The organism is Streptomyces sp. NPDC046881 (assembly GCF_040645015.1).
Taxonomy (GTDB): Bacteria; Actinomycetota; Actinomycetes; order Streptomycetales; family Streptomycetaceae; genus Streptomyces.
In genome coordinates this window covers 1-24,007 of record NZ_JBEYXJ010000119.1, presented here as the reverse complement: position 1 = coordinate 24,007, position 24,007 = coordinate 1, and the positions used below count along the sequence as shown (strand labels likewise).

20 protein-coding genes are annotated in these 24,007 nt (G+C 72.1%); 16 read left to right on the top strand and 4 right to left on the bottom strand.

The window, feature by feature from the left end:
• The 4 genes from ABZ923_RS35300 to ABZ923_RS35285 all read right to left on the bottom strand — a co-directional run.
• Positions 1 to 2,444, bottom strand: a 2,444-nt coding sequence (locus ABZ923_RS35300) for a DUF3488 and transglutaminase-like domain-containing protein (RefSeq protein WP_361480412.1), incomplete at its 3' end; no start/stop codon positions are given.
• Positions 2,441 to 3,802 carry a DUF58 domain-containing protein gene (locus ABZ923_RS35295; RefSeq protein ID WP_361480409.1) on the bottom strand — a complete coding sequence of 454 codons (1,362 nt, stop codon included), beginning with the start codon at positions 3,800 to 3,802 and terminating at the stop codon, positions 2,441 to 2,443. The genes ABZ923_RS35300 and ABZ923_RS35295, both read right to left, overlap by 4 nt.
• Positions 3,802 to 4,842 carry a MoxR family ATPase gene (locus ABZ923_RS35290; protein WP_361480407.1) on the bottom strand — a complete coding sequence of 347 codons (1,041 nt, stop codon included), beginning with the start codon at positions 4,840 to 4,842 and terminating at the stop codon, positions 3,802 to 3,804. Before ABZ923_RS35290 ends, ABZ923_RS35295 begins: the two co-directional genes overlap by 1 nt.
• 270 nt (positions 4,843 to 5,112) lie before the next feature.
• On the bottom strand, positions 5,113 to 5,661 hold the full coding sequence (locus ABZ923_RS35285) for a carbonic anhydrase (RefSeq protein WP_361480404.1): 549 nt from the start codon (positions 5,659 to 5,661) through the stop codon (positions 5,113 to 5,115).
• 353 nt (positions 5,662 to 6,014) lie between these two features.
• Between ABZ923_RS35285 and rsmH the strand changes: the two genes are divergently transcribed.
• The 16 genes from rsmH to ABZ923_RS35205 all read left to right on the top strand — a co-directional run bounded on the left by rsmH (position 6,015) and on the right by ABZ923_RS35205 (position 23,939).
• Positions 6,015 to 6,971: a 16S rRNA (cytosine(1402)-N(4))-methyltransferase RsmH gene (gene rsmH, locus ABZ923_RS35280; RefSeq protein WP_361480401.1), complete on the top strand. Its 957-nt coding sequence runs from the start codon at positions 6,015 to 6,017 to the stop codon at positions 6,969 to 6,971.
• Between the two features lie 67 nt (positions 6,972 to 7,038).
• The gene (locus ABZ923_RS35275; protein WP_361480398.1) at positions 7,039 to 7,581 is read left to right on the top strand and encodes a septum formation initiator family protein; all 543 of its coding nucleotides are present in this window, start codon (positions 7,039 to 7,041) and stop codon (positions 7,579 to 7,581) included.
• 202 nt (positions 7,582 to 7,783) lie between these two features.
• On the top strand, positions 7,784 to 9,748 hold the full coding sequence (locus ABZ923_RS35270) for a penicillin-binding protein 2 (RefSeq protein ID WP_361480395.1): 1,965 nt from the start codon (positions 7,784 to 7,786) through the stop codon (positions 9,746 to 9,748).
• A 178-nt stretch (positions 9,749 to 9,926) separates the two neighbouring features.
• Positions 9,927 to 11,447 carry a UDP-N-acetylmuramoyl-L-alanyl-D-glutamate--2,6-diaminopimelate ligase gene (locus ABZ923_RS35265; protein WP_361480392.1) on the top strand — a complete coding sequence of 507 codons (1,521 nt, stop codon included), beginning with the start codon at positions 9,927 to 9,929 and terminating at the stop codon, positions 11,445 to 11,447.
• Between the two features lie 4 nt (positions 11,448 to 11,451).
• The gene (gene murF, locus ABZ923_RS35260; RefSeq protein WP_361480389.1) at positions 11,452 to 12,858 is read left to right on the top strand and encodes a UDP-N-acetylmuramoyl-tripeptide--D-alanyl-D-alanine ligase; all 1,407 of its coding nucleotides are present in this window, start codon (positions 11,452 to 11,454) and stop codon (positions 12,856 to 12,858) included.
• Positions 12,858 to 13,928: a phospho-N-acetylmuramoyl-pentapeptide-transferase gene (mraY, locus tag ABZ923_RS35255; protein WP_189304042.1), complete on the top strand. Its 1,071-nt coding sequence runs from the start codon at positions 12,858 to 12,860 to the stop codon at positions 13,926 to 13,928. Before murF ends, mraY begins: the two co-directional genes overlap by 1 nt.
• Positions 13,925 to 15,343 carry a UDP-N-acetylmuramoyl-L-alanine--D-glutamate ligase gene (gene murD / locus ABZ923_RS35250; protein WP_361480415.1) on the top strand — a complete coding sequence of 473 codons (1,419 nt, stop codon included), beginning with the start codon at positions 13,925 to 13,927 and terminating at the stop codon, positions 15,341 to 15,343. Before mraY ends, murD begins: the two co-directional genes overlap by 4 nt.
• Positions 15,344 to 15,411: 68 nt before the next feature.
• Entirely contained in the window at positions 15,412 to 16,779 is a 1,368-nt protein-coding gene (ftsW, locus tag ABZ923_RS35245; protein ID WP_361480386.1) for a putative lipid II flippase FtsW, read from the top strand.
• Positions 16,780 to 16,785: 6 nt separating this feature from the next.
• Positions 16,786 to 17,874, top strand: coding sequence for an undecaprenyldiphospho-muramoylpentapeptide beta-N-acetylglucosaminyltransferase (gene murG, locus ABZ923_RS35240; protein WP_189815645.1), 1,089 nt, complete (start codon positions 16,786 to 16,788; stop codon positions 17,872 to 17,874).
• Positions 17,875 to 17,900: 26 nt separating this feature from the next.
• Entirely contained in the window at positions 17,901 to 18,695 is a 795-nt protein-coding gene (locus tag ABZ923_RS35235; RefSeq protein WP_361480383.1) for an FtsQ-type POTRA domain-containing protein, read from the top strand.
• A gap of 279 nt (positions 18,696 to 18,974) precedes the next feature.
• The gene (gene ftsZ, locus ABZ923_RS35230; RefSeq protein WP_361480380.1) at positions 18,975 to 20,186 is read left to right on the top strand and encodes a cell division protein FtsZ; all 1,212 of its coding nucleotides are present in this window, start codon (positions 18,975 to 18,977) and stop codon (positions 20,184 to 20,186) included.
• Entirely contained in the window at positions 20,183 to 20,920 is a 738-nt protein-coding gene (gene pgeF, locus ABZ923_RS35225) for a peptidoglycan editing factor PgeF (protein WP_361480377.1), read from the top strand. The genes ftsZ and pgeF overlap by 4 nt, the downstream gene beginning before the upstream one ends.
• The gene (locus tag ABZ923_RS35220) at positions 20,917 to 21,636 is read left to right on the top strand and encodes a YggS family pyridoxal phosphate-dependent enzyme (protein WP_361480374.1); all 720 of its coding nucleotides are present in this window, start codon (positions 20,917 to 20,919) and stop codon (positions 21,634 to 21,636) included. Before pgeF ends, ABZ923_RS35220 begins: the two co-directional genes overlap by 4 nt.
• Before the next feature lie 128 nt (positions 21,637 to 21,764).
• Positions 21,765 to 22,406 (top strand): cell division protein SepF, encoded by a 642-nt coding sequence (gene sepF / locus ABZ923_RS35215; RefSeq protein ID WP_358637479.1) that lies wholly within the window; start codon positions 21,765 to 21,767, stop codon positions 22,404 to 22,406.
• 60 nt (positions 22,407 to 22,466) lie between these two features.
• Positions 22,467 to 22,757, top strand: coding sequence for a YggT family protein (locus ABZ923_RS35210; RefSeq protein ID WP_030347861.1), 291 nt, complete (start codon positions 22,467 to 22,469; stop codon positions 22,755 to 22,757).
• Positions 22,758 to 22,820: 63 nt separating this feature from the next.
• On the top strand, positions 22,821 to 23,939 hold the full coding sequence (locus ABZ923_RS35205; protein WP_208031747.1) for a DivIVA domain-containing protein: 1,119 nt from the start codon (positions 22,821 to 22,823) through the stop codon (positions 23,937 to 23,939).
• Positions 23,940 to 24,007 lie beyond the last annotated feature (68 nt).

The window sequence follows — 24,007 nt, the reverse complement described above, 5'->3', positions numbered from 1 at the left end:
CCAGCCGACTGGGGCGCCTCACCCTTCGCCCCCCGGGCCCCCCCCCCCACCCCGGGCCTACCCCCCCCCGCCCCCCCCGCCCGCCCCCCCCCCGGCCGGGCCGCCGCGGCCCGGGCCCGCAGCGCCGACCAGCGGGCCGACACCGCCCACAGCACCCGGACCGAGGACCGGGGCAGGAACAGCGCCCGCAGCCGCGTCCCGGTGCTCACCCCGGCCCGCAGCCCCTCGGTCACCCGGCGCACGTCCTCCGCCGCCCCCGCCGCCGGGCGCGGCGTGGGCGCGTACAGCACCTGCTCCACCGCGTCCGCCAGGCGGTGCACGGCGGTCCCGGCGGCCGGGTCGAGGTGCCCGAGCCGGACGATCCGGTCGGCGGCCCTGCGCGGGGTCAGCGACTCGTCCGGCGCGATGCCGTGGTCCCAGGCGCTGTCGGTCAGCTCCTGCCAGGCCGCCAGGGTGTGGACCGCCGCGCCCTCCGGGGTCCGGGCGTGCCCGCCCAGCCGCAGTGCGCGCACCCGCTGCCGCCACAGCAGCGGCGACAGCGGCACCGCCAGGACCAGCAGCGCGCCGAGGGCGATCAGCAGCCAGCCCCACCAGTCCGTACCGCTGCCGTCGTGCTGCGGGACCGCCGCCGCGGACGGGCTGTCGCAGGCCTGGAGCTTGCGCAGGTCACTGCTGCAGCTCTCGCTCGGTGCGGCCGAGGCCGAGGGCGCCGACGACGCGCCCTTGGACGGCTGCGCCTCCTCCGGCAGCGAGCTGCCCGGGGTGTCCGACTGGGTGTACGACGGCGTGGTGCCGCGGGTCGGGGTCGGCTCGAAACGGGTCCAGCCCACGCCCTCGAAGTACAGCTCGGGCCAGGCGTGCGCGTCCTTCTGGGTCACCGCGATCGTGCCGTCGGCCTGCACGGTGCCGGGCGCGAAGCCCACCGCGACCCGGGCGGGGATGCCGAGGGTGCGGGCCATCGCCGCCATCGCGAAGGAGAAGTGGACGCAGAAGCCCTCCTTCTGCTTCAGGAAGTTCGCTATGGCGCCGGGTCCGTGACCCACCTTCACCGAGGTGTCGTACTGGAAGCCGCCGGTGACGGCGAACCAGTCCTGGAGCTTGACGGCTTCCTCGTAGTGGCTGTCCGTGCCCGCGGTGATCTGCCTGGCGGTGCGCTCCACCACCTTCGGCAGGGAGGCCGGCACCTTGGTGTACTCGCTCTGCAGCGCGGCCGGCGGCTGCGGCGCGGCGGCCAGCTGCTGCGCGGTCGGCCGTACGTGCAGGCTGGTCACCTGGTAGCTCGCGCCGCGCGTGGTCTGGCCGCGGTCGCCGACGAGGGTCATCCCGACCGGCTCGTACCGCCACCGGCCGCTGACCTTCACCTCGTTCGGCGGGTAGGGCATCGGCAGCCAGTTCTGGGCGTACCAGTCGGCCGCCCGGACCAGCGTCCGCACCGTGCCGCGCTTGACGTCCGGGCCCAGGCCGACGGGCGTGGGCAGCTTGTCCGGCACGCCGACGATGTGCCGTTGGGCGGGCGTCCAGGTGGTGCCGTCGAACTCGTCCAGGGAGACGATCCTCAGGTACAGGTCCGAGATGTCGTTCGTGTCGGTCCGCAGGGTCAGCACCTGGCGGTCGTCGTTCGTGTTCAGGTTGTCGCGCAGCGACACCAGCGGGTTGACCGCCGAGATCGTGCCCCCGTCGCCGCGGCCCGGCCCCACGCCGGTGCCCGCCGCGTCCAGCAGGCCGCCGTGCATCGAGGGCAGGGCGAGCGGCACCATCAGTGCCACGCCGAGCGCGACCGCGCCGATCCGCCGCCCGGTGCGCACCGGCGCCACGGCACCCGTCTCCGGGGCGCCCGGACCGCGGGGCGCGCCGCCGAAGACCCGGCCCCACTGGGCGAGCCGGTCGCGGCCCTCCGCGAGCAGCAGCATCAGATAGCCGGCCGCCGCCACCAGGAACCACAGCCAGCCGGCGCCGCCGTCGGACAGACCCGCGGCCACCGAGTACAGCGCGAGCAGCGGCAGCCCGGCCGGCGCCGCGCTGCGGAAGGTCACCGCGAGCACGTCCACCAGCAGCCCGATGACCAGCGCACCGCCGATCAGCATCAGCTTGATGCCGTCGGTGAGCGGCGCCGGTATCGCGTACCGGCTGACGTCGTCCGCGCCCTGCCGGAGCAGCTCGGCGAGGTACCGGAAGGTGTCCGGGCCGGGGACCAGCCCGGCGATCGCGTGCTGCCGGGCGAAGACCAGCGTCAGCAGCACCAGCGTGACCAGGACCTGTGCCGCCACGGTCAGCGCCCGGCCCAGCGGCACCCGCCGGGCCGCCGCGCCCACCCCGGTCTGCACGGCCACCAGCGGGACCAGCTGCAGCAGCCAGGTCGGCTCGGCGACCAGCGGCAGCAGCGCGCAGGAGGCCATCAGGGTGGCCGCAGCCGCGCACAGCGCCAGTCGTGCCCGCCCGCTCATCCCCGCGCCTCCCCGCTCACGGCGGCCAGGCCGGAACGTTCCCGGTCCGCCTGCCGCCACAGTTCGTCCATCGAGGCGCCGCGCGGCACGCTCAGCGCCGTCCAGCCCGCCTCGCGCAGCATCCGCAGCCGCTCCTCGTGCCGGTCGCCCGGGCGGGGCACGTCGGTCGCCTCCCGGGTCCAGGTGTCGGGGTCCAGCACGAAGGCGACGGCGCCCCCGCTGCGCCGGCTCATCTTGGCGACCGTCGTCGCCTGCTCCTCGTCCAGATCGCCGAGGAAGGCGATCAGCAGCCCCTCGTTGCCGCCGCGCAGCACGTCGTACGCCCGGGACAGGCCGGTGCCGTCGGAGTGGTCGATCACCGCGAGGGTGTCCATCATCAGCCCGGCCGCGTCCGCGGTCTCCTGGCCGGTGCCCGCGAACCCGTCGGCGCTCTCGCCGGGCACCGCGCTGCCGCTGTCGGTCAGCAGCCGTACCGAGAAGCCGCGTTCCAGCATGTGCACCAGCACCGAGGCGGCACCGGAGACGGCCCACTCGAAGGCCGAGTCCGGGCCCGCGCCCTCGTAGGCACCGCCGCGGGTGTCCAGCAGGACGGTGCAGCGGGAGCGCCGGGGCTGCTCCTCGCGGCGCACCATCAGCTCGCCGTAGCGCGCGGTGGACCGCCAGTGCACCCGGCGCAGGTCGTCGCCGTAGCGGTAGCCGCGCGGGATCACGTCGTCCTCGCCGGCCAGGGCGAGCGAGCGCTGCCGCCCGTCGCCGTACCCCTGGGCCTCGCCGCCGAAGCGGACCGGGGCCAGCGGCTCCACGCGCGGTGTCACCGTCAGTGTGTCGCACGCCGAGAAGGAGCGGGTCAGCTCGCACATGTCGAAGGGGTCCGTCAGGCGCAGCTGCAGCGGGCCCAGCGGATAGCGGCCCCGCAGGTCCGAGCGGACCCGGTAGGACACCTCGCGGCGGCCCTGCGGCTCCACCCGGTCCAGCACGAACCGGGGCCGCGGCCCGAGGACGTACGGCACCCGGTCCTGGAGCATCAGCAGGCCGGTGGGCAGCCGGGACACGTTGTCGATGCGCAGCTGCACCCGGGCCTCGCTGCCGGCCGGTACCCGCGCGGGGGCGAGACGGCGGCTCGCGGCCACCCGGTAGCGCGTGCGGTACAGCACGGTCGCGCAGATCAGGGGCAGGACGGCGAGCAGCAGGCCGACCCGCAGCAGCTCGCTCAGGCCCAGCACGAACGCGCAGACCGCGGCGGCGATCCCGGCCGCGAGGAAGGAGCGGCCCCGGGTGGTGAGACCCGCCAGGGCCGTACGGACCCCGCTCGTCTCCCCGCGGTCGGCCTCCGCCGGCGCGGTCCCCCCGGTGCTCATCACAGACTCCGCGGCGGCTGCTGGGGATAGGCCGGGATGGTGCGGCCCAGGCCGCCGAAGCCGCTCTGCCGGCCCGGCACGGCGGGCACCGGCGTGTGCTGGAGGATCTCCAGCACCACCTGCTCGGCCGAGCGGCGGTTGAGCTGGGCCTGGGCGGTGGGCAGCAGGCGGTGGGCGAGGACGGCGACGGCGAGTGCCTGGACGTCGTCCGGCAGCGCGTAGTCCCGGCCGGCGAGGGCCGCGGAGGCCTTGGCCGCGCGCAGCAGGTGCAGGGTCGCGCGCGGGGAGGCGCCGAGTCTGAGGTCGGGGTGGGTGCGGGTGGCGGCGACCAGTTCGACCGCGTACCGCCGGACCGCCTCGGAGACGTGCACCCCGCGGACCGCCTCGACCAGCTTCACGATCTCGTGCGCGTGCGCCACCGGCTGGAGGTCCTCCAGCGGGCTGACCCCGCCGTGGATGTCGAGCATCTGCAACTCGGCCTCGACGCTCGGGTACCCCACGGAGACACGGGCCATGAAGCGGTCGCGCTGGGCCTCGGGCAGCGGGTAGGTGCCCTCCATCTCGACCGGGTTCTGGGTGGCCACCACCATGAAGGGGCTGGGCAGTTCGTACGTCTGCCCGTCGATGGTGACCTGGCGCTCCTCCATGGACTCCAGGAGCGCGGACTGGGTCTTCGGCGAGGCGCGGTTGATCTCGTCGCCGATCACGATCTGGGCGAAGATGGCGCCCGGCTTGAACTCGAAGTCCCGGCGCTGCTGGTCCCAGATGGACACGCCCGTGATGTCCGAGGGCAGCAGGTCCGGCGTGAACTGGATGCGCCGCACCGAGCAGTCGATAGACCGCGCCAGCGCCTTGGCGAGCATCGTCTTGCCCACCCCGGGGACGTCCTCGATCAGCAGGTGGCCCTCGGCGAGCAGCACGGTCAGCGCGAGCCGTACGACCTCGGGCTTGCCCTCGATCACGCCCTCCACCGAACCGCGTACCCGCTCCACCGTGGCGGTCAGATCAGTGAGGCTCGCTCGATCGTCATAGGTCGTCACCCGGCCCTCCTCGGCCCGTTCTTTCCGGGCCGACGCTCTGCGCGCGAAACCGGCCCACCCCGAAACACGGACACCACGCGGAGAAAGTTCCGCGTGACGTCACACCCCGCATTCTTGCTGCCGTTACCGATTCGTGTCACTCGCCTGTGGACAACTGCCCGCTCGATGTCGGTCTTACGGCCTTTTCGACCGTGTTTTCGAACCGCGTTCTCGTCACGGGACGGCAGGATGACGGGACGCCGTGCGGGGTGGCCGGCCGGTATGTCCGGGTCAGGCCGGGTCGACCTCGCGCAGCAGACCGGTGCGCACGTCGAAGACGAAGCCGCGGACGTCGTCGGTGTGCAGCAGGAACGGCGAGGTGCGCACCCGCTGCATGGACTGGCGCACGTCCTGGTCCACGTCGCTGAAGGACTCCACCGCCCAGGCCGGCCGCTGGCCGACCTCCATCTCCAGCTCGGTGCGGAAGTCCTCGGTGAGGGACTCCAGGCCGCACCCGGTGTGGTGGATCAGCACGACGCTGCGCGTGCCCAGCTTGCGCTGGCTGATGGTCAGGGACCGGATCACGTCGTCGGTGACGACACCGCCCGCGTTGCGGATGGTGTGGCAGTCGCCGAGTTCGAGGCCGAGGGCCTTGTGCAGGTCGAGACGTGCGTCCATGCAGGCGACGACGGCGACGTGGAGCACCGGCCGGGCGTCCATGCCGGGGTCGGTGAAGGCCTCGGCGTACCGCCGGTTGGCCTCCACGAGGCGGTTGGTCACGCTGTCGCCCGTGGGTATGGCGCCTTCGGATCCAGTGGGTACGGCTGCGGAAGTCGTCATACCGACGACGTTACTGGTCACGCGGGGTTCCGGCCTCTCGTGAGAGCGGACAAAGAACGTCATCGCGGCGTGCTGTGAGGTAACCCACAGGGAGGGCAGAACGGGGCCGAACGGGCGGACCGGTCGAATCGCGGTTCCCGTCGTGCCGCGGTACACGACGCGCAGGCCGGTTGATTGACCAGCGGACGGCGTGGACTAAAGTGACGCGAAAGCGGGAGACGAGTCTCTCCCCGCTGACGAAACCCCCGGAGACCCCGGCACGTGAACCGGACCCGTCTCCCCGCGCGCGCGGCGCGTACGTACGGCTCGGGGGACCGACGGTGCGTACGGCCCGCCGGAACTGAGAGGCCCCCTTGAGCCAGAGTCGACACGTCCCGGTGATGCTCCAGCGGTGCCTGGACCTGCTGGCGCCCGCCCTGGAGCGCCCCGGAGCGGTGGTCGTCGACTGCACCCTCGGTCTCGGCGGGCACAGCGAGGCACTGCTCGCCCGGTTCCCCGACGCCCGGCTGATCGGCCTGGACCGGGACAAGGAGGCGCTGCGCCTGTCCGGCGAGCGCCTGGCCCCCTACGGCGAGCGCGCCACCCTCGTGCACGCCGTGTACGACGAGCTGCCCGACGTACTGGACCGGCTCGGCATCGCGCGCGTGCAAGGCGTGCTGTTCGACCTCGGTGTCTCCTCCATGCAGCTGGACGAGGCCGGCCGCGGCTTCGCCTACGCGCAGGACGCGCCCCTGGACATGCGCATGGACCAGACGGCCGGCATCAGCGCCGCCGAGGTCCTCAACACCTACCCGGCCGGCGAACTGGTGCGCATCCTGCGCGCGTACGGCGAGGAGAAGCAGGCCAAGCGGATCGTCGCCGCGATCGTCCGGGAGCGGGAGAAGGAGCCGTTCAGCAACAGCGCGCGGCTCGTCGAACTCATCCGGGACGCGCTGCCGCAGGCCGCCAAGCGCACCGGCGGCAACCCGGCCAAGCGCACCTTCCAGGCGCTGCGCATCGAGGTCAACGGCGAACTGTCCGTGCTGGAGCGGGCCATCCCGGCCGCCGTGAAGGCCCTGGACGTCGGCGGGCGCGTCGCCGTGCTGTCGTACCACTCGCTCGAAGACCGGCTCGTCAAGCAGGTGTTCGCGGCCGGGGCCGCCTCCACCGCGCCGCCCGGGCTGCCCGTCGTGCCCGAGCGCTACCAGCCGCGGCTCAAGCTGCTCACCCGCGGTGCCGAACTTCCCACCGATGAAGAGATCGCCGAGAACCGCAGGGCCGCACCGGCCAGACTGCGCGGTGCCGAGCGCATCAGGGAGGACGTCGAGTGAGCGAGACGGGTCGCAGGGCCGGCGCCGCGCACCGAGGGAGCGGCTTCCCCCACGCACCGGGGGAGCAGTGAGCAGGAAACCCGAACTGAAGGGGAGGGCCGCCCAGCTCGCCCGGCTCCTCCCGGCCGGCCGCGCCCAGGCGGCGCGCACCCCGTTCGTCCTGCTCGTCGTGGTCCTCCTCGGCGGCGGGCTCATCGGGCTGCTGGTGCTGAACTCGGCGCTGAGCGAGGGCTCGTTCAAGCTCGCCGACCTGGAGAAGCAGACGAAGAACCTCACCGACCAGGAACAGGCCCTCCAGCGGGACATCGACGCCTTCTCGGCCCCGGACGCCCTCCAGCGCCGCGCCCGCGCACTCGGCATGGTCCCCGGCGGCGACCCGGCCTTCCTCGGCCCCGACGGCACCGTCAAGGGCGTCCCCGGCACCGCGCCCGAGCCCGCCGCCCTCACCGCCCCGGCGGCCCCCGGGGCGCTCACCCCGGCCGGCGCCCTCTCCACCGTCCCGCCGACGCCCACCGCGCCGTCCCCGCCCCCGGGCAGCCCCACGGCGCCCGCGCTCCCGGCGCCGCCCACCGCCCCCCAGCCCATCCCCACCCCGACTCCCGGCAGGTGACGGAAGTGTCCGACAGGCAAGCGCCGCGCCGCCGGGTGCCCGGGCCCGTGCGGGTGTCCCGCCCGGCCGGCCGCTTCGGCGGTGGCCGGTCCGGGTGCGGTGCGCGGCCGGTCGTCCGGTGCCGTGCGGCCCGTCCCGCGGTCCCGGCGGCGTCCTCGATCTCCCAGCCCACCCCTACCCCGACCCCCGGCAGGTGACGGAAGTGTCCGACAGGCAAGCGCCGCGCCGCCGGGTGCCCGGGCCCGCCAAGCCTCCGCGGCCGCGGGGTGCCGTCCGGCGGCAGGCCGGACCCGGTGCCCGGCCGGTCCGCCGGCCCGGCGGGGCCCGGCCCCCGGTGACGCGCCCCCTCCGGCTCGGCAGCCCCCGGCCCCGGCTGCGCCTGGTCAGCCTCGCCCTGACGCTGGTGCTGCTCGCCTTCGTGGTACGGCTGCTCCAGGTCCAGGCCGTCGACGCGAGCGCCTACACCGCACGCGCCGAGCAGAACCGGTACGTGGTGCACACGCTGGCCGCCGCGCGCGGCGAGATCACCGACCGCAACGGCGTCGCGCTGGCCGTCAGCGAGGACGCGTACGACATCACGGCCGACCCGACGATGTTCGGCGCCAAGCAGCTGAAGATCGCCGACGGCCCCGAGAAGGCCGCCGCGCTGCTCGCCCCGATCCTCGGCCAGGACCAGGCCGCGCTCGTCAGGAAGCTGCGGCCGGAGAACCGGAACGCCCGCTACACCCGGCTCGCCGCCCGGCAGACCCCGCAGGTCTGGAAGCAGATCAAGGACCTGAAGACCGCGCTCGCCCACAAGGCCGAGACCGACCACACCACCGCCAACGTGCTGGCCGGCGTCTTCGCCGACCCCAGCAGCCAGCGCGTGTACCCCAACGGCGACCTGGCCGCCGGGATACTGGGCTGGGTCAACGCCGACGGCAAGGGCGGCGGCGGCATCGAGCAGGAACTGGACGAGCAGCTCTCCGGCAAGGACGGCAAGGTCCGCTACGCCCAGGCCGGCGGACGCCAGGTGCCCACGGCCGGGTCCACCGAGACGCCCGCGGTGCCCGGCGCCGACGTCGAGCTGACCATCGACCGCGACATCCAGTGGGCCGCCCAGAACGCCATCACCGAGCAGGTGAAGCAGTCCAAGGCGGACCGCGGCTACGTCATCGTCCAGGACACCCGCACCGGCCAGATCCTCGCCATGGCCAACTCGCCCGGCTTCGACCCGAACGACCTGGCGAAGGCCGACGGCGACGCCATGGGCAACGCGGCCCTCCAGGACGCCTACGAGCCCGGCTCCACCGCCAAGGTGATGTCCATGGCGGCCGTGCTGGAGCAGAACGTGGCGACCCCGCTCACCCACGTCGTCGTACCCAACCGGCTGCACCGCGGCGACCGGCTCTTCCAGGACGACATCGACCACGCCACCTGGTACCTCACGCTCAACGGCGTGCTCGCCAAGTCCAGCAACATCGGCACCATCCTGGCCACCGGCGAACTCGGCAAGAGCCAGCCGGAGGCCAACAAGGTGCTCCACACGTACCTGCGCAAGTTCGGCATCGGCAGCTACACCGGCCTCGGCTTCCCCGGCGAGACCCCCGGCATCCTCGCGCCGCCGCAGAAGTGGTCCACCTCGCAGCAGTACACGATCCCTTTCGGCCAGGGCTTCTCCATCAACGCCATGCAGGCCGCGTCCGTGTACTCGACCATCGCCAACGGCGGCGTCCGCGTCGTACCGACCCTGGTACGCGGCACCAAGGGCGCCGACGGCCGCTTCACCCCGGCCCCCAAGCCCCGGCAGACACGGGTCGTCAGCGCCAGGACGGCCAAGAGCCTCGCCCAGATGCTGGAGTCCGTCGTCGACGACGAGCAGGGCACCGGCGTGAAGGCCCGCATCCCCGGGTACCGGGTCGCGGGCAAGACCGGCACGGCGAACCGCGTGGATCCGGCCACCGGCCGCTACCGCGGCTACACCTCGTCGTTCGCCGGCTTCGCGCCCGCCGACAACCCGCGGATCACCGTCTACTGCGCCATCCAGAACGCCACCGCAGGCAGCTACTTCGGTGGCCAGATCTGCGGCCCCATCTACAAGCAGGTGATGGAGTTCGCCCTGAAGACCCTCCAGGTCCCGCCGACCGGGGCGAAGCCGGCCAGCCTGCCCGTCGAGTACAAGCCCTGATCAGCGCCACCCTGATCAGCACGGAAACACCAGGAACGAGCTCGTGACAACCATCACCCCCGACGCCGGGAACCACGGGGCCGCCAGCCCCTCACTTCGCTCCGGAGCGGGTGCGCCCGGTACGCTCACCGCCGTGCCACACGCTGATCAGTCCCAAACCACCCAGAAGGGCCAACCCGTGACATATCCGGGACTGCCCCGGCCGACGCAGCTCCCCGCCACCCCGCTCGCGGAGCTCGCCGACCAGCTGGGTGTCACCGCGCCGGAGACCGCCGCCGAGATCACGGGCATCACCCACGACTCGCGCGCCGTCCGCCCCGGCGACCTGTACGCCGCCCTCCCCGGCGCCCGTCTGCACGGCGCGGACTTCGTCACCCAGGCCGCGAGCCTGGGCGCCGCCGCCGTGCTCACCGATCCCACGGGAGCCGAGCGCGCCACCGCGACCGGACTGCCCGTCCTGGTCGTCGAGGACCCGCGCGGGCGGATGGGGGAGCTGGCGGCCACCATCTACCGCCACCCGGGCCGCGACCTGCTCCAGATCGGCATCACCGGCACCTCCGGCAAGACCACCACCGCCTATCTCGTCGAGGGCGGCCTGGGCGCGTCCCACCGCGCCGGACTCATCGGCACGGTGGAGATCCGCGTCGGCGACGAGCGGATCAAGTCCGAGCGCACCACCCCCGAAGCCACCGACCTCCAGGCCCTGTTCGCCGTCATGCGCGAAGAGGGCGTCACGGCGGTCGCCATGGAGGTCTCCAGCCACGCCCTGGTCCTCGGCCGGGTCGACGGCTGCGTCTTCGACATCGCCGTCTTCACCAACCTCAGCCCGGAACACATGGAGTTCCACTCCGACATGGAGGACTACTTCCGGGCCAAGGCGCAGCTCTTCACCCCGCGACGCAGCAAACTCGGCGTGGTCAACGCCGACGACGAGTACGGCCGCCGGCTCGCGCGGGAGGCGACCGTCCCGGTCGTCACCTTCTCCGCCGAGGGCCACCCCGACGCCGACTGGCGCGCCGAGGACGTCCAGGTCGGCCCCATGGACTCGACGTTCACCGTGCTCGGCCCGAACGGTGAGCGCGTGCACGCCAAGTCGCCGCTGCCGGGCCCGTTCAACGTGGCGAACACCCTCGCCGCCATCGTCGCCCTCGCCGTGGCCGGCCTCGACCCGCAGACCGCCGCCGACGGCATCGCCGCCGTCCCGGGCGTCCCCGGGCGCCTGGAGCGCGTCGACGCCGGGCAGCCCTACCTCGCGGTCGTCGACTACGCCCACAAGACCGACGCCGTCGAGTCGGTGCTCAAGGCGCTGCGCAAGGTCACCAAGGGCCGGCTGCACGTCGTCCTCGGCTGCGGCGGCGACCGCGACGAGACCAAGCGCGCCCCGATGGGCGCCGCCGTGGCCCGGCTCGCCGACACGGCCGTACTGACCTCCGACAACCCCCGCTCCGAGGACCCGCTCGCGATCCTCGCGACCATGCTCCGGGGCGCGGCCTCCGTGCCCGCGCACGAGCGCGGCGAGGTGCTCCTCTTCGAGGAGCGGGCCGCCGCCATCGCCGCCGCCGTGGGCCGCGCCCAGGCCGGCGACACCGTGCTGGTCGCGGGCAAGGGCCACGAGCAGGGCCAGGACATCGCCGGCGTGGTCCGTCCCTTCGACGACCGCCAGGTGCTTCGCGAAGCTATCCAGAAGACCCAGGGATGAACTTGTGATCGCCCTCTCCCTCGCCGAGATCGCAGCAGTCGTCGGCGGGCAGACGCACGACATACCGGATCCGTCCGTGCAGGTGACGGGACCGGTCGTCCGGGACTCCCGTGAGGTGGTGCCCGGCAGCCTGTTCGCCGCCTTCGTCGGCGAGCGCGTGGACGGCCACGACTACGCGGCGCAGGTCGTCGCGGCCGGCGCGGTCGCCGTGCTGGCCTCCCGGCCGGTCGGCGTGCCCGCCGTCGTCGTGGAGGACGTGCAGACGGCCCTCGGCGCCCTCGCCCGCCACGTCGTACGCCGGCTCGGCGCGACCCTCGTCGCCCTGACCGGCTCGGCCGGCAAGACCAGCACCAAGGACCTCATCGCCCAGGTGCTCGGCCGCAAGGCGCCGACCGTCTTCACGCCCGGTTCGCTCAACAACGAGATCGGGCTGCCGCTGACCGCCCTGTCCGCCACCGAGGAGACCCGGTTCCTCGTGCTGGAGATGGGCGCCCGCGGCATCGGGCACATCCGCTACCTCGCCGGTCTCACCCCGCCGAGGATCGGCCTGGTGCTCAACGTCGGCACCGCCCATATCGGCGAGTTCGGCGGGCGCGAGCAGATCGCCCAGGCCAAGGGCGAACTCGTGGAGGCCCTCCCGGAGGACGGGGCGGCGATCCTCAACGCCGACGACCCGCTGGTGCGGGCCATGGCCGCCCGTACCAAGGCGAAGGTGGTCCTTTTCGGAGAGTCGGCCGAAGCGGACGTACGCGCCGAGAACGTACGACTCACGGACAGCGGACAGCCCGCCTTCAGGCTTCACACACCCTCCGGTGCAAGCGATGTGACCATGCGCCTGTACGGTGAGCACCACGTGTCGAACGCGCTCGCCGCGGCCGCCGTCGCCCATGAGCTGGGCATGTCCGCGGAAGAGATCGCCCTCGCGCTCTCCGAGGCGGGCTCCCTCTCCCGCTGGCGCATGGAGGTCACCGAGCGCCCGGACGGCGTGACCATCGTCAACGACGCCTACAACGCCAACCCCGAGTCCATGCGGGCCGCCCTCAGGGCGCTCGCGGCCATGGGCAAGGGGCGCCGCACGTGGGCGGTGCTCGGCAAGATGGCCGAGCTGGGGGACGAGGCGCTCGCCGAGCACGACGCCGTCGGACGGCTCGCCGTCCGGCTCAACGTCAGCAAGCTCGTCGCTGTCGGGGGGATCGAGGCCTCCTGGCTGCAATTGGGCGCATATAACGAGGGTTCGTGGGGTGAGGAGTCGGTGCACGTGTCCGACGCACAGGCGGCGATCGACCTGTTGCGCAGCGAGTTGCGCCCGGGGGACGTCGTACTCGTGAAGGCGTCCCGTTCGGTGGGGCTGGAGAGCGTCGCCCAGGCGCTCACCGAGACCGGTGCCGAGGGTGAGGTTGCCGCCCGATGATGAAGCAGATCCTGTTCTCGGGAGTCATTGGCCTCTTCCTGACGCTGGTCGGCACCCCGCTGCTGATCAAGCTTCTCGCCCGCAAGGGCTACGGCCAGTACATCCGTGACGACGGCCCGCGCGAGCACGCCAGCAAGCGCGGTACGCCGACCATGGGCGGTATCGCCTTCATCCTGGCGACGATCGCCGCGTACTTCCTGAGCAAGCTCATCACCGGTTACGCGCCGACCTACTCCGGTCTGCTGGTCCTCGGCCTGATGTTCGGCATGGGGCTGGTCGGCTTCCTCGACGACTACATCAAGATCGTCAAGCGGCGGTCGCTGGGTCTGCGGGCCAAGGCGAAGATGGCCGGCCAGCTGATCGTCGGCATCGCCTTCGCGGTGCTGTCGCTGCAGTTCTCCGACGCCCGCGGCAACACCCCCGCCTCCACCAAGCTGTCGTTCATCACCGACTTCGGCTGGTCGATCGGCCCGGTGCTGTTCGTGGTCTGGGCGCTGTTCATGATCCTCGCGATGTCGAACGGCGTGAACCTCACCGACGGCCTGGACGGTCTGGCCACCGGCGCGTCCGTGCTCGTCTTCGGCGCCTACACCTTCATCGGCGTCTGGCAGTTCCAGGAGTCCTGCGCCAACGCGGGCACCCTGACCAACCCGGGCGCCTGCTACGAGGTGCGCGACCCGCTGGACCTGGCCGTGGTCGCCTCCGCGCTGATGGGCGCCTGCCTGGGCTTCCTGTGGTGGAACACCTCGCCGGCGAAGATCTTCATGGGCGACACCGGTTCGCTCGCCCTCGGCGGTGTCCTCACCGGCCTGGCCATCCTCTCCCGCACGGAGCTGCTGGTGGCCATCATGGGCGGCCTGTTCGTCCTCATCACCATGTCGGTCGTCATCCAGGTCGGCTCCTTCCGGCTCACCGGCAAGCGTGTCTTCCGGATGGCACCGCTTCAGCACCACTTCGAACTCAAGGGCTGGTCCGAGGTCCTGGTCGTGGTCCGCTTCTGGATCATCCAGGGAATCTGTGTGATTGTCGGACTCGGCCTCTTCTACGCAGGATGGGCAGCGGACAAGTGACCTCCTCGGTGCCTTCGGAATTCCAGGGCAAGCGCATCACCGTCGCCGGGCTCGGCGTCTCCGGCGTCCCGGCGGCGAAGGTGCTGCACGCGCGCGGGGCGATCGTCACGGTCGTCAACGACGGCGACGACGCACGCGCGCGTGAGCAGGCCGCGGAGCTGGAGGCGCTCGGCATCGCCGTGCGCCTCGGCGACGGGTCGACCCTCCCGGAGGGCACCGAGCTGATCGTCACCGCGCCCGGCTGGCAGCCCGACAAGCCGCTGTTCCGCGCCGCCGAGCAGGCCGGGGTGCCGGTCTGGGGCGACGTGGAGCTGGCCTGGCGGCTGCGCGGCCCCGACGCGGCCCCCTGGCTGGCCGTGACGGGCACCAACGGCAAGACCACGACCGTCCAGATGCTCGCCTCCATCCTGAGGGCGGCGGGCCTGCGCACGGCCGCCGTGGGCAACATCGGCGTCTCCCTGCTGGACGCGGTCCTCGGCGAGGAGCGGTACGACGTCCTCGCCGTGGAGCTGTCCAGCTACCAGCTCCACTGGGCGCCCTCCCTGCGCGCCCACTCGGCGGTCGTCCTCAACCTCGCGCCGGACCACCTCGACTGGCACGGCTCCATGGAGGCCTACGCCCGCGACAAGGGCCGTATCTACGAGGGCAACAAGGTCGCCTGCGTCTACAACGTCGCCGACAAGGCCACCGAGGACCTCGTCCGCGAGGCCGACGTCGAAGAGGGGTGCCGGGCCGTCGGGTTCACCCTGGGCACGCCCGGGCCCTCCGAACTCGGTGTCGTGGAGGGCATCCTGGTCGACCGCGCCTTCGTGGCGGACCGGCAGAAGAACGCCCAGGAGCTGGCCGAGGTCTCCGACGTCAACCCGCCGGCCCCGCACAACATCGCCAACGCCCTCGCCGCCGCGGCCCTCGCGCGGGCCTTCGGGGTGCCCGCCCGGGCCGTACGGGACGGTCTGCGGGCCTTCCGCCCGGACGCCCACCGCATCGCGCACGTCGCCGACCTCGACGGCGTCGCGTACGTGGACGACTCCAAGGCGACCAACACCCATGCCGCGGAGGCCTCCTTGGCGGCATACGAACCGATCGTCTGGATCGCGGGCGGTCTGGCGAAGGGCGCGACCTTCGACGAGCTGGTCGCCAAGTCGGCGAAGCGGCTGCGCGGTGCGGTCCTGATCGGCGCCGATCGCGCCCTGATCCGCGACGCCCTCGCGCGACACGCCCCGGAAGTACCCGTGGTCGACCTCGACCGGACCGACACTGGGGCGATGCTCCAGGCGGTGAAGGAAGCGAAGCGGCTGGCTCAGCCCGGCGACACGGTGCTGCTGGCCCCGGCCTGCGCCTCCATGGACATGTTCACCAACTACAACCAGCGCGGTGACGCGTTCGCGGCGGCGGTCCGCGAACTCGGCGCCTGACCCCGGCCGCCTGCCGGGCGGACCTTGGGAGGGACGCGTGGGACGGTCGACGTGCAACGGAGGCGCCGATGCCCAGTAGCCGTACCGGGAAGCCGCCCGTGCAGCGGGCGTCCCGGCGCCCGCGTCCCGTCGTTCCCCGGCCCCCGCGCGAGAACCCCGTCCAGCGGCTCTTCACGCGCGTGCGGAGGGCCTGGGACCGGCCGCTGACCGCCTACTACCTGATCGTCGGCGGCAGTGTGCTGATCACCGTCCTCGGTCTGGTGATGGTCTACTCGGCCTCCCAGATCACCGCGCTGCAGCTGTCGCTGCCCGGGTCGTACTTCTTCCGCAAGCAGGCCCTCGCCGCGCTCATCGGCGGCGCACTGCTGTTCGTCGCCTCCCGCATGCCGGTGAAGCTGCACCGGGCGCTGGCCTACCCGATCCTCGCCGGCGCCGTCTTCCTGATGATCCTGGTGCAGATCCCCGGGATAGGGATGGCGGTCAACGGCAACCAGAACTGGATCTCCCTCGGCGGATCCTTCCAGATCCAGCCCAGCGAGTTCGGCAAGCTGGCCCTGGTGCTGTGGGGTGCGGACCTGATCGCCCGCAAGCAGGAGCGGAAGCTGCTGACCCAGTGGAAGCACATGCTGGTGCCCCTGGTGCCGGTAGCCTTCCTGCTGCTCGGTCTGATCATGCTCGGCGGCGACATGGGCACCGCGATCATTCTCACGGCGATCCTGTTCGGCCTGCTCTGGCTCGCGGGCGCGCCGACCCGGCTGTTCGCGGGCGTGCTGTCCGTCGCCGCGCTGATCGGTGTGACCCTGATCAAGACCAGCCCCAACCGGATGGCCCGCCTCGCCTGCATCGGCGCCACCGAGCCGAAGACGGGGGTCGCCGACTGCTGGCAGGCCGTGCACGGGATCTATGCTCTGGCCTCCGGCGGACTCTTCGGCTCCGGACTCGGCGCGAGTGTGGAAAAATGGGGCCAACTCCCCGAAGCCCACACCGACTTCATCTTCGCCGTCACCGGTGAGGAACTGGGCCTCGCGGGGACGCTGTCGGTGCTCGCCCTGTTCGCGGCTCTAGGCTATGCGGGTATCCGCGTGGCCGGACGCACGGAGGACCCCTTCGTGAGGTATGCCGCGGGAGGCGTGACCACCTGGATCACCGCCCAGGCGGTGATCAACATCGGTGCGGTGCTCGGCCTGCTGCCGATCGCCGGCGTCCCGCTCCCGCTGTTCTCCTACGGAGGGTCCGCCCTGCTGCCGACCATGTTCGCCATCGGGCTGCTGATCGCCTTCGCGCGCGACGAGCCCGCTGCGCGGGCAGCGCTTGCGATGCGGCAACCTCGCTTTGGTAGAAAGCGGGCGGGAGGCTCCGGTGCCGAGCGGGGGCCTCGGAGATGGAACACGATGCGACGGCGTGCCTCGGCGGCGCGTACGTCCGGAGAGCGGTGAATTTCGGTGCATGTCGTACTCGCCGGTGGGGGGACCGCCGGCCACATCGAGCCCGCGCTCGCCCTCGCGGACGCCCTGCGCAGGCAGGACCCGACCGTGGGGATCACGGCCCTGGGCACGGAGCGCGGCCTGGAGACCCGGCTCGTCCCGGAGCGCGGCTACGAGCTCGCGCTGATCCCGGCGGTGCCGCTGCCGCGCAAGCCCACCCCCGAGCTGATCACCGTCCCGGGCCGGCTGCGCGGCACGATCAAGGCCGCCGAGCAGATCCTGGAGCGCACCAAGGCGGACTGCGTGGTCGGCTTCGGCGGCTACGTCGCCCTGCCCGGCTACCTGGCCGCCAAGCGCCTCGGTGTGCCCATCGTGATCCACGAGGCCAACGCCCGCCCGGGCCTGGCCAACAAGATCGGCTCGCGGTACGCGGCCCGGGTGGCCGTCTCCACCCCCGACAGCAAGCTGCGTGACGCCCGCTACATCGGCATCCCGCTGCGCCGCTCCATCGCCACGCTGGACCGCGCCGCCGTCCGCCCCGAGGCCCGCCACCGCTTCGGTCTCGACCCGAACCTGCCCACGCTGCTCGTCTCCGGCGGCTCGCAGGGCGCCCGGCGGCTGAACGAGGTGACCCAGGCGGTCGCCCCGTGGCTGCAGCAGGCCGGCATCCAGATCCTGCACGCGGTCGGCCCGAAGAACGAACTGCCGCAGGTGCAGCAGATGCCGGGGATGCCCCCCTACATCCCGGTAAGTTACCTGGACCGGATGGACCTCGCGTACGCCGCGGCCGACATGATGCTCTGCCGCGCGGGCGCGATGACCGTCGCCGAACTCTCCGCCGTCGGGCTCCCGGCCGCCTACGTCCCGCTGCCCATCGGCAACGGCGAACAGCGGCTCAACGCCCAGCCGGTGGTCAAGGCCGGCGGCGGACTGCTCGTCGACGACGCGGACCTGACGCCCGAGTGGGTGCAGCAGAACGTGCTGCCCGTGCTCGCCGACCCGCACCGGCTGTACGAGATGTCCCGCGCGGCGAGCGAGTTCGGCCGCCGGGACGCCGACGACCTGCTTGTCGGCATGGTGTACGAGGCGATCGCCTCGCGCCGATAGGACCGTATGACGAAAGGGCAGTGAGCGTGGCCGGACCGACGACCGCCGAGCGCGGTGAACGCCAGCAGGAGTCGTCCGGCCCGCCGCTCGTCCGCAGGCTCAGAAGTCCACGCTTTCGTACGATCGTCGTACTGGCCGCCGTTCTCGTGCTCCTGGCGGCCGGTGGCGCCTGGGCGCTCTACGGCTCGACCTGGCTGCGCATCGAGCACGTCTCGGTGTCGGGCACGCGGGTGCTGACCCCCGCCGAGGTCCGGGCGGCGGCGGCCGTGCCCGTCGGGAACCCGATGATTTCCGTCGACACGGACCGGATGGAAGCCCGACTTCGCCGGAAATTGCCCCGAATTGACACCGTAGATGTGGTTCGTTCCTGGCCGCATGGAATCGGCCTGAAAGTGGTCGAGCGCACTCCGGTTCTGCTTGTCCGAAAGGGCGGGAAGTTCGTCGAAGTCGACGACGAAGGTGTCCGGTTCGCTACGGTTTCTCAGGCGCCGAATGGCGTTCCGATGCTGGAATTGTCCGCATCCCGCACGGGTCCGGGCGCCGCGAGCTTCCGGCGTTTCGGTACCGCCGGGCTGGTGCGCGAGGCCGTCCGGGTCGCCGGTGACCTGCCCGGAGCCGTGGCGCGGGCCACCCGGACCGTCCACGTGCGCTCCTTCGACGCCATCGCGCTGGAGTTGGGCGACGGGCGCACGGTGGCCTGGGGCAGCGGCGAGAACGGCCGTGCCAAGGCACGGGCCCTCACCGCACTCATGAAAGCAGCTCCCGGTGCGCGGCACTTCGATGTCAGTGTTCCCACCGCCCCTGCGTCATCAGGGAGTTGACGCACATCAGCGCAGGCCAGCACCCTGGTTGGGCACTGCTACGGCTGATCACATAGGGTGAAAAGAAAAACGGGAGGTTCGGCGTGTTCGTTGAACGGGCGCCACTTGTCGACTTAGTGTCCTGTTCAGAAGACTCCAGGGAACAGACACACTGGTAACCCTAAACTTCAGGGTTAGGGTTCGGGTCGGCGCTACGGACCGTCCCATTCGGCATCCGTCGTCCCGGCGCGGGGCACCGCCCGGCGGCGACAACGTAATTCGAGGCGAGAGGCCTTCGACGTGGCAGCACCGCAGAACTACCTCGCAGTCATCAAGGTCATCGGTGTCGGCGGCGGTGGTGTCAATGCCATCAACCGGATGATCGAGGTCGGTCTCAAAGGCGTCGAGTTCATCGCCATCAACACCGACGCACAGGCGCTGTTGATGAGCGACGCCGACGTCAAGCTCGACGTCGGCCGCGAACTTACCCGCGGACTCGGCGCCGGAGCCAACCCGGCCGTCGGCCGCAAGGCCGCCGAGGACCACCGCGAGGAGATCGAGGAGGTCCTCAAGGGGGCCGACATGGTCTTCGTGACGGCCGGTGAAGGCGGCGGCACCGGCACCGGCGGGGCGCCCGTCGTGGCCAACATCGCGCGCTCGCTGGGCGCCCTGACCATCGGCGTGGTCACGCGCCCGTTCACCTTCGAGGGACGGCGCCGCGCGAACCAGGCCGAGGACGGCATCGCCGAGCTGCGCGAAGAGGTCGACACCCTCATCGTGATCCCCAACGACCGGCTGCTGTCCATCTCGGACCGCCAGGTCTCGGTTCTTGACGCCTTCAAGTCCGCCGACCAGGTCCTGCTCTCCGGTGTCCAGGGCATCACCGACCTCATCACCACCCCCGGCCTGATCAACCTGGACTTCGCCGACGTGAAGTCGGTCATGTCCGAGGCCGGTTCGGCCCTCATGGGCATCGGCTCGGCCCGCGGCGACGACCGCGCGGTGGCCGCGGCCGAGATGGCGATCTCCTCCCCGCTCCTGGAGGCGTCGATCGACGGCGCCCGGGGCGTGCTGCTCTCCATCTCCGGTGGCTCCGACCTCGGCCTGTTCGAGATCAACGAGGCCGCCCAGCTGGTCAGCGAGGCCGCCCACCCCGAGGCCAACATCATCTTCGGCGCGGTCATCGACGACGCCCTCGGCGACGAGGTCCGGGTCACCGTGATCGCGGCCGGCTTCGACGGCGGCCAGCCGCCGGCCCGCCGGGACAACGTCCTCGGCTCGGCCTCCGGCCCGGCTCCCGCCCGTCGCGAGGAGCCGGCCCCGGCCCGGCCGAGCGAGCCCAGCCGTCCGTCCTTCGGCTCGCTGGGCAGCGTCAAGCCGAAGGAGGAGCCGGAGCCGGCGCCCGAGCCGGTGGCCGACATCCCGGTGCCCCCGCCGGTCACACCGGCGCCGCGGCCCGCCTACTCGGACAGCGCGGCCGAGGAACTGGACGTCCCGGACTTCCTCAAGTGATAGGACGGCGCGAGAGCGTGAGCGGCGCGCACTTCGCCTTCACCGACCGGTGGGGCGGGGTGAGCGCCGCTCCGTATGAGGAGCTCAACCTCGGCGGCGCGGTCGGCGACGCGCCCGAGGCGGTACGGGGCAACCGGGAGCTGGCGGCCAAGTCGCTCGGCCTGGACCCCGAACGGGTCGTCTGGATGAACCAGGTGCACGGCGCCGACGTCGCCGTGGTGGACGAGCCGTGGGGTGAGCGCCCGGTGCCGGAGGTCGACGCGATCGTCACCGCCCGGCGCGGACTCGCCCTCGCCGTGCTCACCGCCGACTGCGTGCCGGTGCTGCTGGCCGACCCCGTCGCCGGGGTCGCCGCCGCGGCCCACGCGGGCCGGCCCGGCATGGTCAAGGGCGTCGTCCCCGCCGCCGTACGGGCCATGGTCTCGCTCGGCGCCGCACCGGAGCGGATCGTCGCCCGCACCGGACCGGCCGTCTGCGGCCGGTGCTACGAGGTGCCGGAGGCGATGCGGGCCGAGGTGGCCGCCGTCGAGCCGGCGGCGCACGCCGAGACGAGCTGGGGCACGCCGGCGCTCGACGTGAGCGCCGGGGTGCACGCGCAGCTCGACCGGCTCGGGGTGTGCGACCGGGCGCAGGCGCCGGTGTGCACGCTGGAGTCGGACGATCACTTCTCGTACCGCCGCGACCGCCTCACCGGGCGGCTCGCGAGCTACGTCTGGCTGGCTGATGGGGCATGACGGACCGTAAGACCGAACTCGCCGCGAACCTGGCGAAGGTGGAGGAACGCATCACCGCCGCGTGCACGGCGGCCGGGCGCGCCCGGGAGGAGGTGACCCTGATCGTGGTCACCAAGACCTACCCGGCGAGCGATGTGCGGATCCTGTCCGGACTCGGTGTGCGCCACGTGGCCGAGAACCGCGACCAGGACGCGGCCCCGAAGGCTGCCGCCTGCGCGGATCTGCCCCTCACCTGGCATTTCGTGGGTCAGTTGCAGACCAACAAGGTGCGTTCCGTGGTCGGTTACGCCGATGTCGTGCAGTCCGTCGACCGTTCCCGGCTCGTCACCGCCCTGTCGAAGGAGGCGGTGCGCGCCGGACGCGAGGTGGGCTGCCTGATCCAGGTCGCCCTGGACGCGGGCGAGAGCGCGCGGGGTGAGCGCGGTGGCGTCGCCCCGGCCGGAATCGAAGAGTTGGCCGACCTCGTCGCCGGCGCGCCCGGACTGCGGCTCGACGGACTGATGACCGTCGCTCCGCTCACCGGGGAGTACGCGGGGCGCGAACAGGCGGCGTTCGAGCGCCTCATGGATTTGTCGACTGACCTGCGCCGGACCCATCCGGCTGCAACCATGGTGTCGGCAGGGATGAGCGCGGACCTCGAACAGGCCGTGGCCGCCGGGGCGACACATGTGCGCGTCGGCACCGCGGTACTCGGAGTCCGCCCCAGGCTCGGGTAACGTCGCCAGGAAGTCGGACCACAGCAGAAAATATGGTCAATGCGCGCCAAGGCGGGCGCAAGGACCACGTGGATCGCGGGCACTTGGCAGTCGTCAGTCGATCCACCACAGAGCGGAGGACTCAGAGCATGGCCGGCGCGATGCGCAAGATGGCGGTCTACCTCGGCCTCGTGGAGGACGATGGGTACGACGGCCGCGGATTCGACCCCGACGACGACTTCGAGCCCGAGTTGGACCCGGAGCCGGAGCGGGACCACCGACGGCACGAAGCGTCACACCAGTCGCACGGTGCACATCAGTCCCAAAGGGACGAAGAGGTGCGAATCGTGCAACCGCCCGCGCCTCGCGAGCCGGTGGCCCGCGCGGCTTCGCTCGCCGCGGAATCCGGACGTCCGGCGCGCATCGCGCCCGTGGCATCCATCACACAAGAACGCCAGTCCCTGGAGAAGAACGCACCGGTGATCATGCCCAAGGTCGTGTCCGAACGAGAGCCTTACCGGATCACCACGCTGCACCCCCGGACCTACAACGAGGCCCGTACCATCGGGGAACACTTCCGTGAGGGCACCCCGGTGATCATGAATCTGACTGAGATGGATGACACAGACGCGAAGCGACTTGTCGACTTTGCGGCCGGTTTGGTGTTTGGTCTTCACGGCAGCATCGAGCGGGTGACGCAGAAGGTGTTCCTGTTGTCTCCTGCTAACGTCGATGTCACGGCGGAGGACAAGGCCCGCATCGCAGAGGGCGGGTTCTTCAACCAGAGCTGAGACGTACGACCGGATCGAAGCACGGAAGAGCACGGAACAGGGGAGAGGGAAGCACAGGCCATGAGCGTGTTCGCGCAGGTGATCTACATCGCGCTGATGGTGTTCCTCGTCGTGCTCATCTTCCGGCTGGTCATGGACTACGTCTTCCAGTTCGCCCGCTCATGGCAACCCGGCAAGGCGATGGTGGTCGTACTGGAGGCCACCTACACTGTCACCGATCCACCGCTGAAGCTTCTGCGGCGGTTCATTCCGCCGCTGCGTCTCGGGGGCGTGGCGCTCGACCTGTCCTTCTTCGTACTGATGATCATCGTCTACATTCTCATCTCCGTCGCGGGGAGTTTCGTGAGATGAGGATGGGGACGATCCGGACGATCCGGTCTTGCCGACTGCCGATGACTACGTTGAGGTGAAGAGATGCCGTTGACCCCCGAGGACGTGCGGAACAAGCAGTTCACGACCGTCCGCCTCCGAGAAGGCTATGACGAGGACGAGGTCGATGCCTTCCTCGACGAGGTCGAAGCCGAACTGACCCGTCTCCTCCGCGAGAACGAGGACCTGCGCGCCAAGCTGGCCGCCGCGACGCGAGCCGCCGCGCAGAACCAGCAGAACATGCGCAAACCTCCGGAGCAGGAACAGCAGCATCCCCAGCAGCAGGGCATGCGAGGTCCCGGCCAGCCGGTGCCCGCCGGCATATCGGGCCCGCCGCAGCAGCAGATGGGCGGCCCCATGGGTGGCCCGCCCCAGCTGCCGAGCGGTGCCCCGCAGCTGCCCGCCGGCCCCGGCGGTCAGGGCGGCCCGCAGGGTCCCGGCCCGATGGGCCAGGGTCCGATGGGTCAGGGCCCGATGGGCGGTCAGCCGCCCATGCAGCAGCAGATGGGTGGTCCGATGGGCGGCCCCATGGGCGGTCCGATGGGCGGCCCCGGTCAGGGCCCCGGCGGCGACAGCGCCGCCCGTGTCCTCTCGCTGGCCCAGCAGACCGCCGACCAGGCGATCGCCGAGGCCCGCTCCGAGGCCAACAAGATCGTCGGCGAGGCCCGCAGCCGCGCCGAGGGTCTGGAGCGTGACGCCCGTGCCAAGGCCGACGCCCTGGAGCGGGACGCGCAGGAGAAGCACCGCGTCGCCATGGGCTCCCTGGAGTCCGCGCGCGCCACGCTGGAGCGCAAGGTCGAGGACCTGCGCGGCTTCGAGCGCGAGTACCGCACGCGGCTGAAGTCGTACCTCGAGTCCCAGCTGCGCCAGCTGGAGACCCAGGCCGACGACTCCCTGGCCCCGCCGCGCACCCCGGCCACCGCATCCCTGCCGCCGTCCCCGGCGCCCTCCATGGCACCGGCCGGCGCGAGCGCCCCGTCCTACGGCGGCAACCAGACGATGGGCGGCTCGCCCGCTCCGTCCGCGCCGTCCTACGGCGGTCAGCAGCAGATGACCCCGGCCATGACCCAGCCCATGGCCCCGGTCCGTCCGCAGGGTCCGTCCCCGATGGGCCAGGCTCCCTCGCCGATGCGTGGGTTCCTGATCGACGAGGACGACAACTGACGGGTCTGTGAGACCCGTACGACAAAGGCGTCGGCAGCGTCCCTAGGGCGGGCCCCCCGGACTTCGGT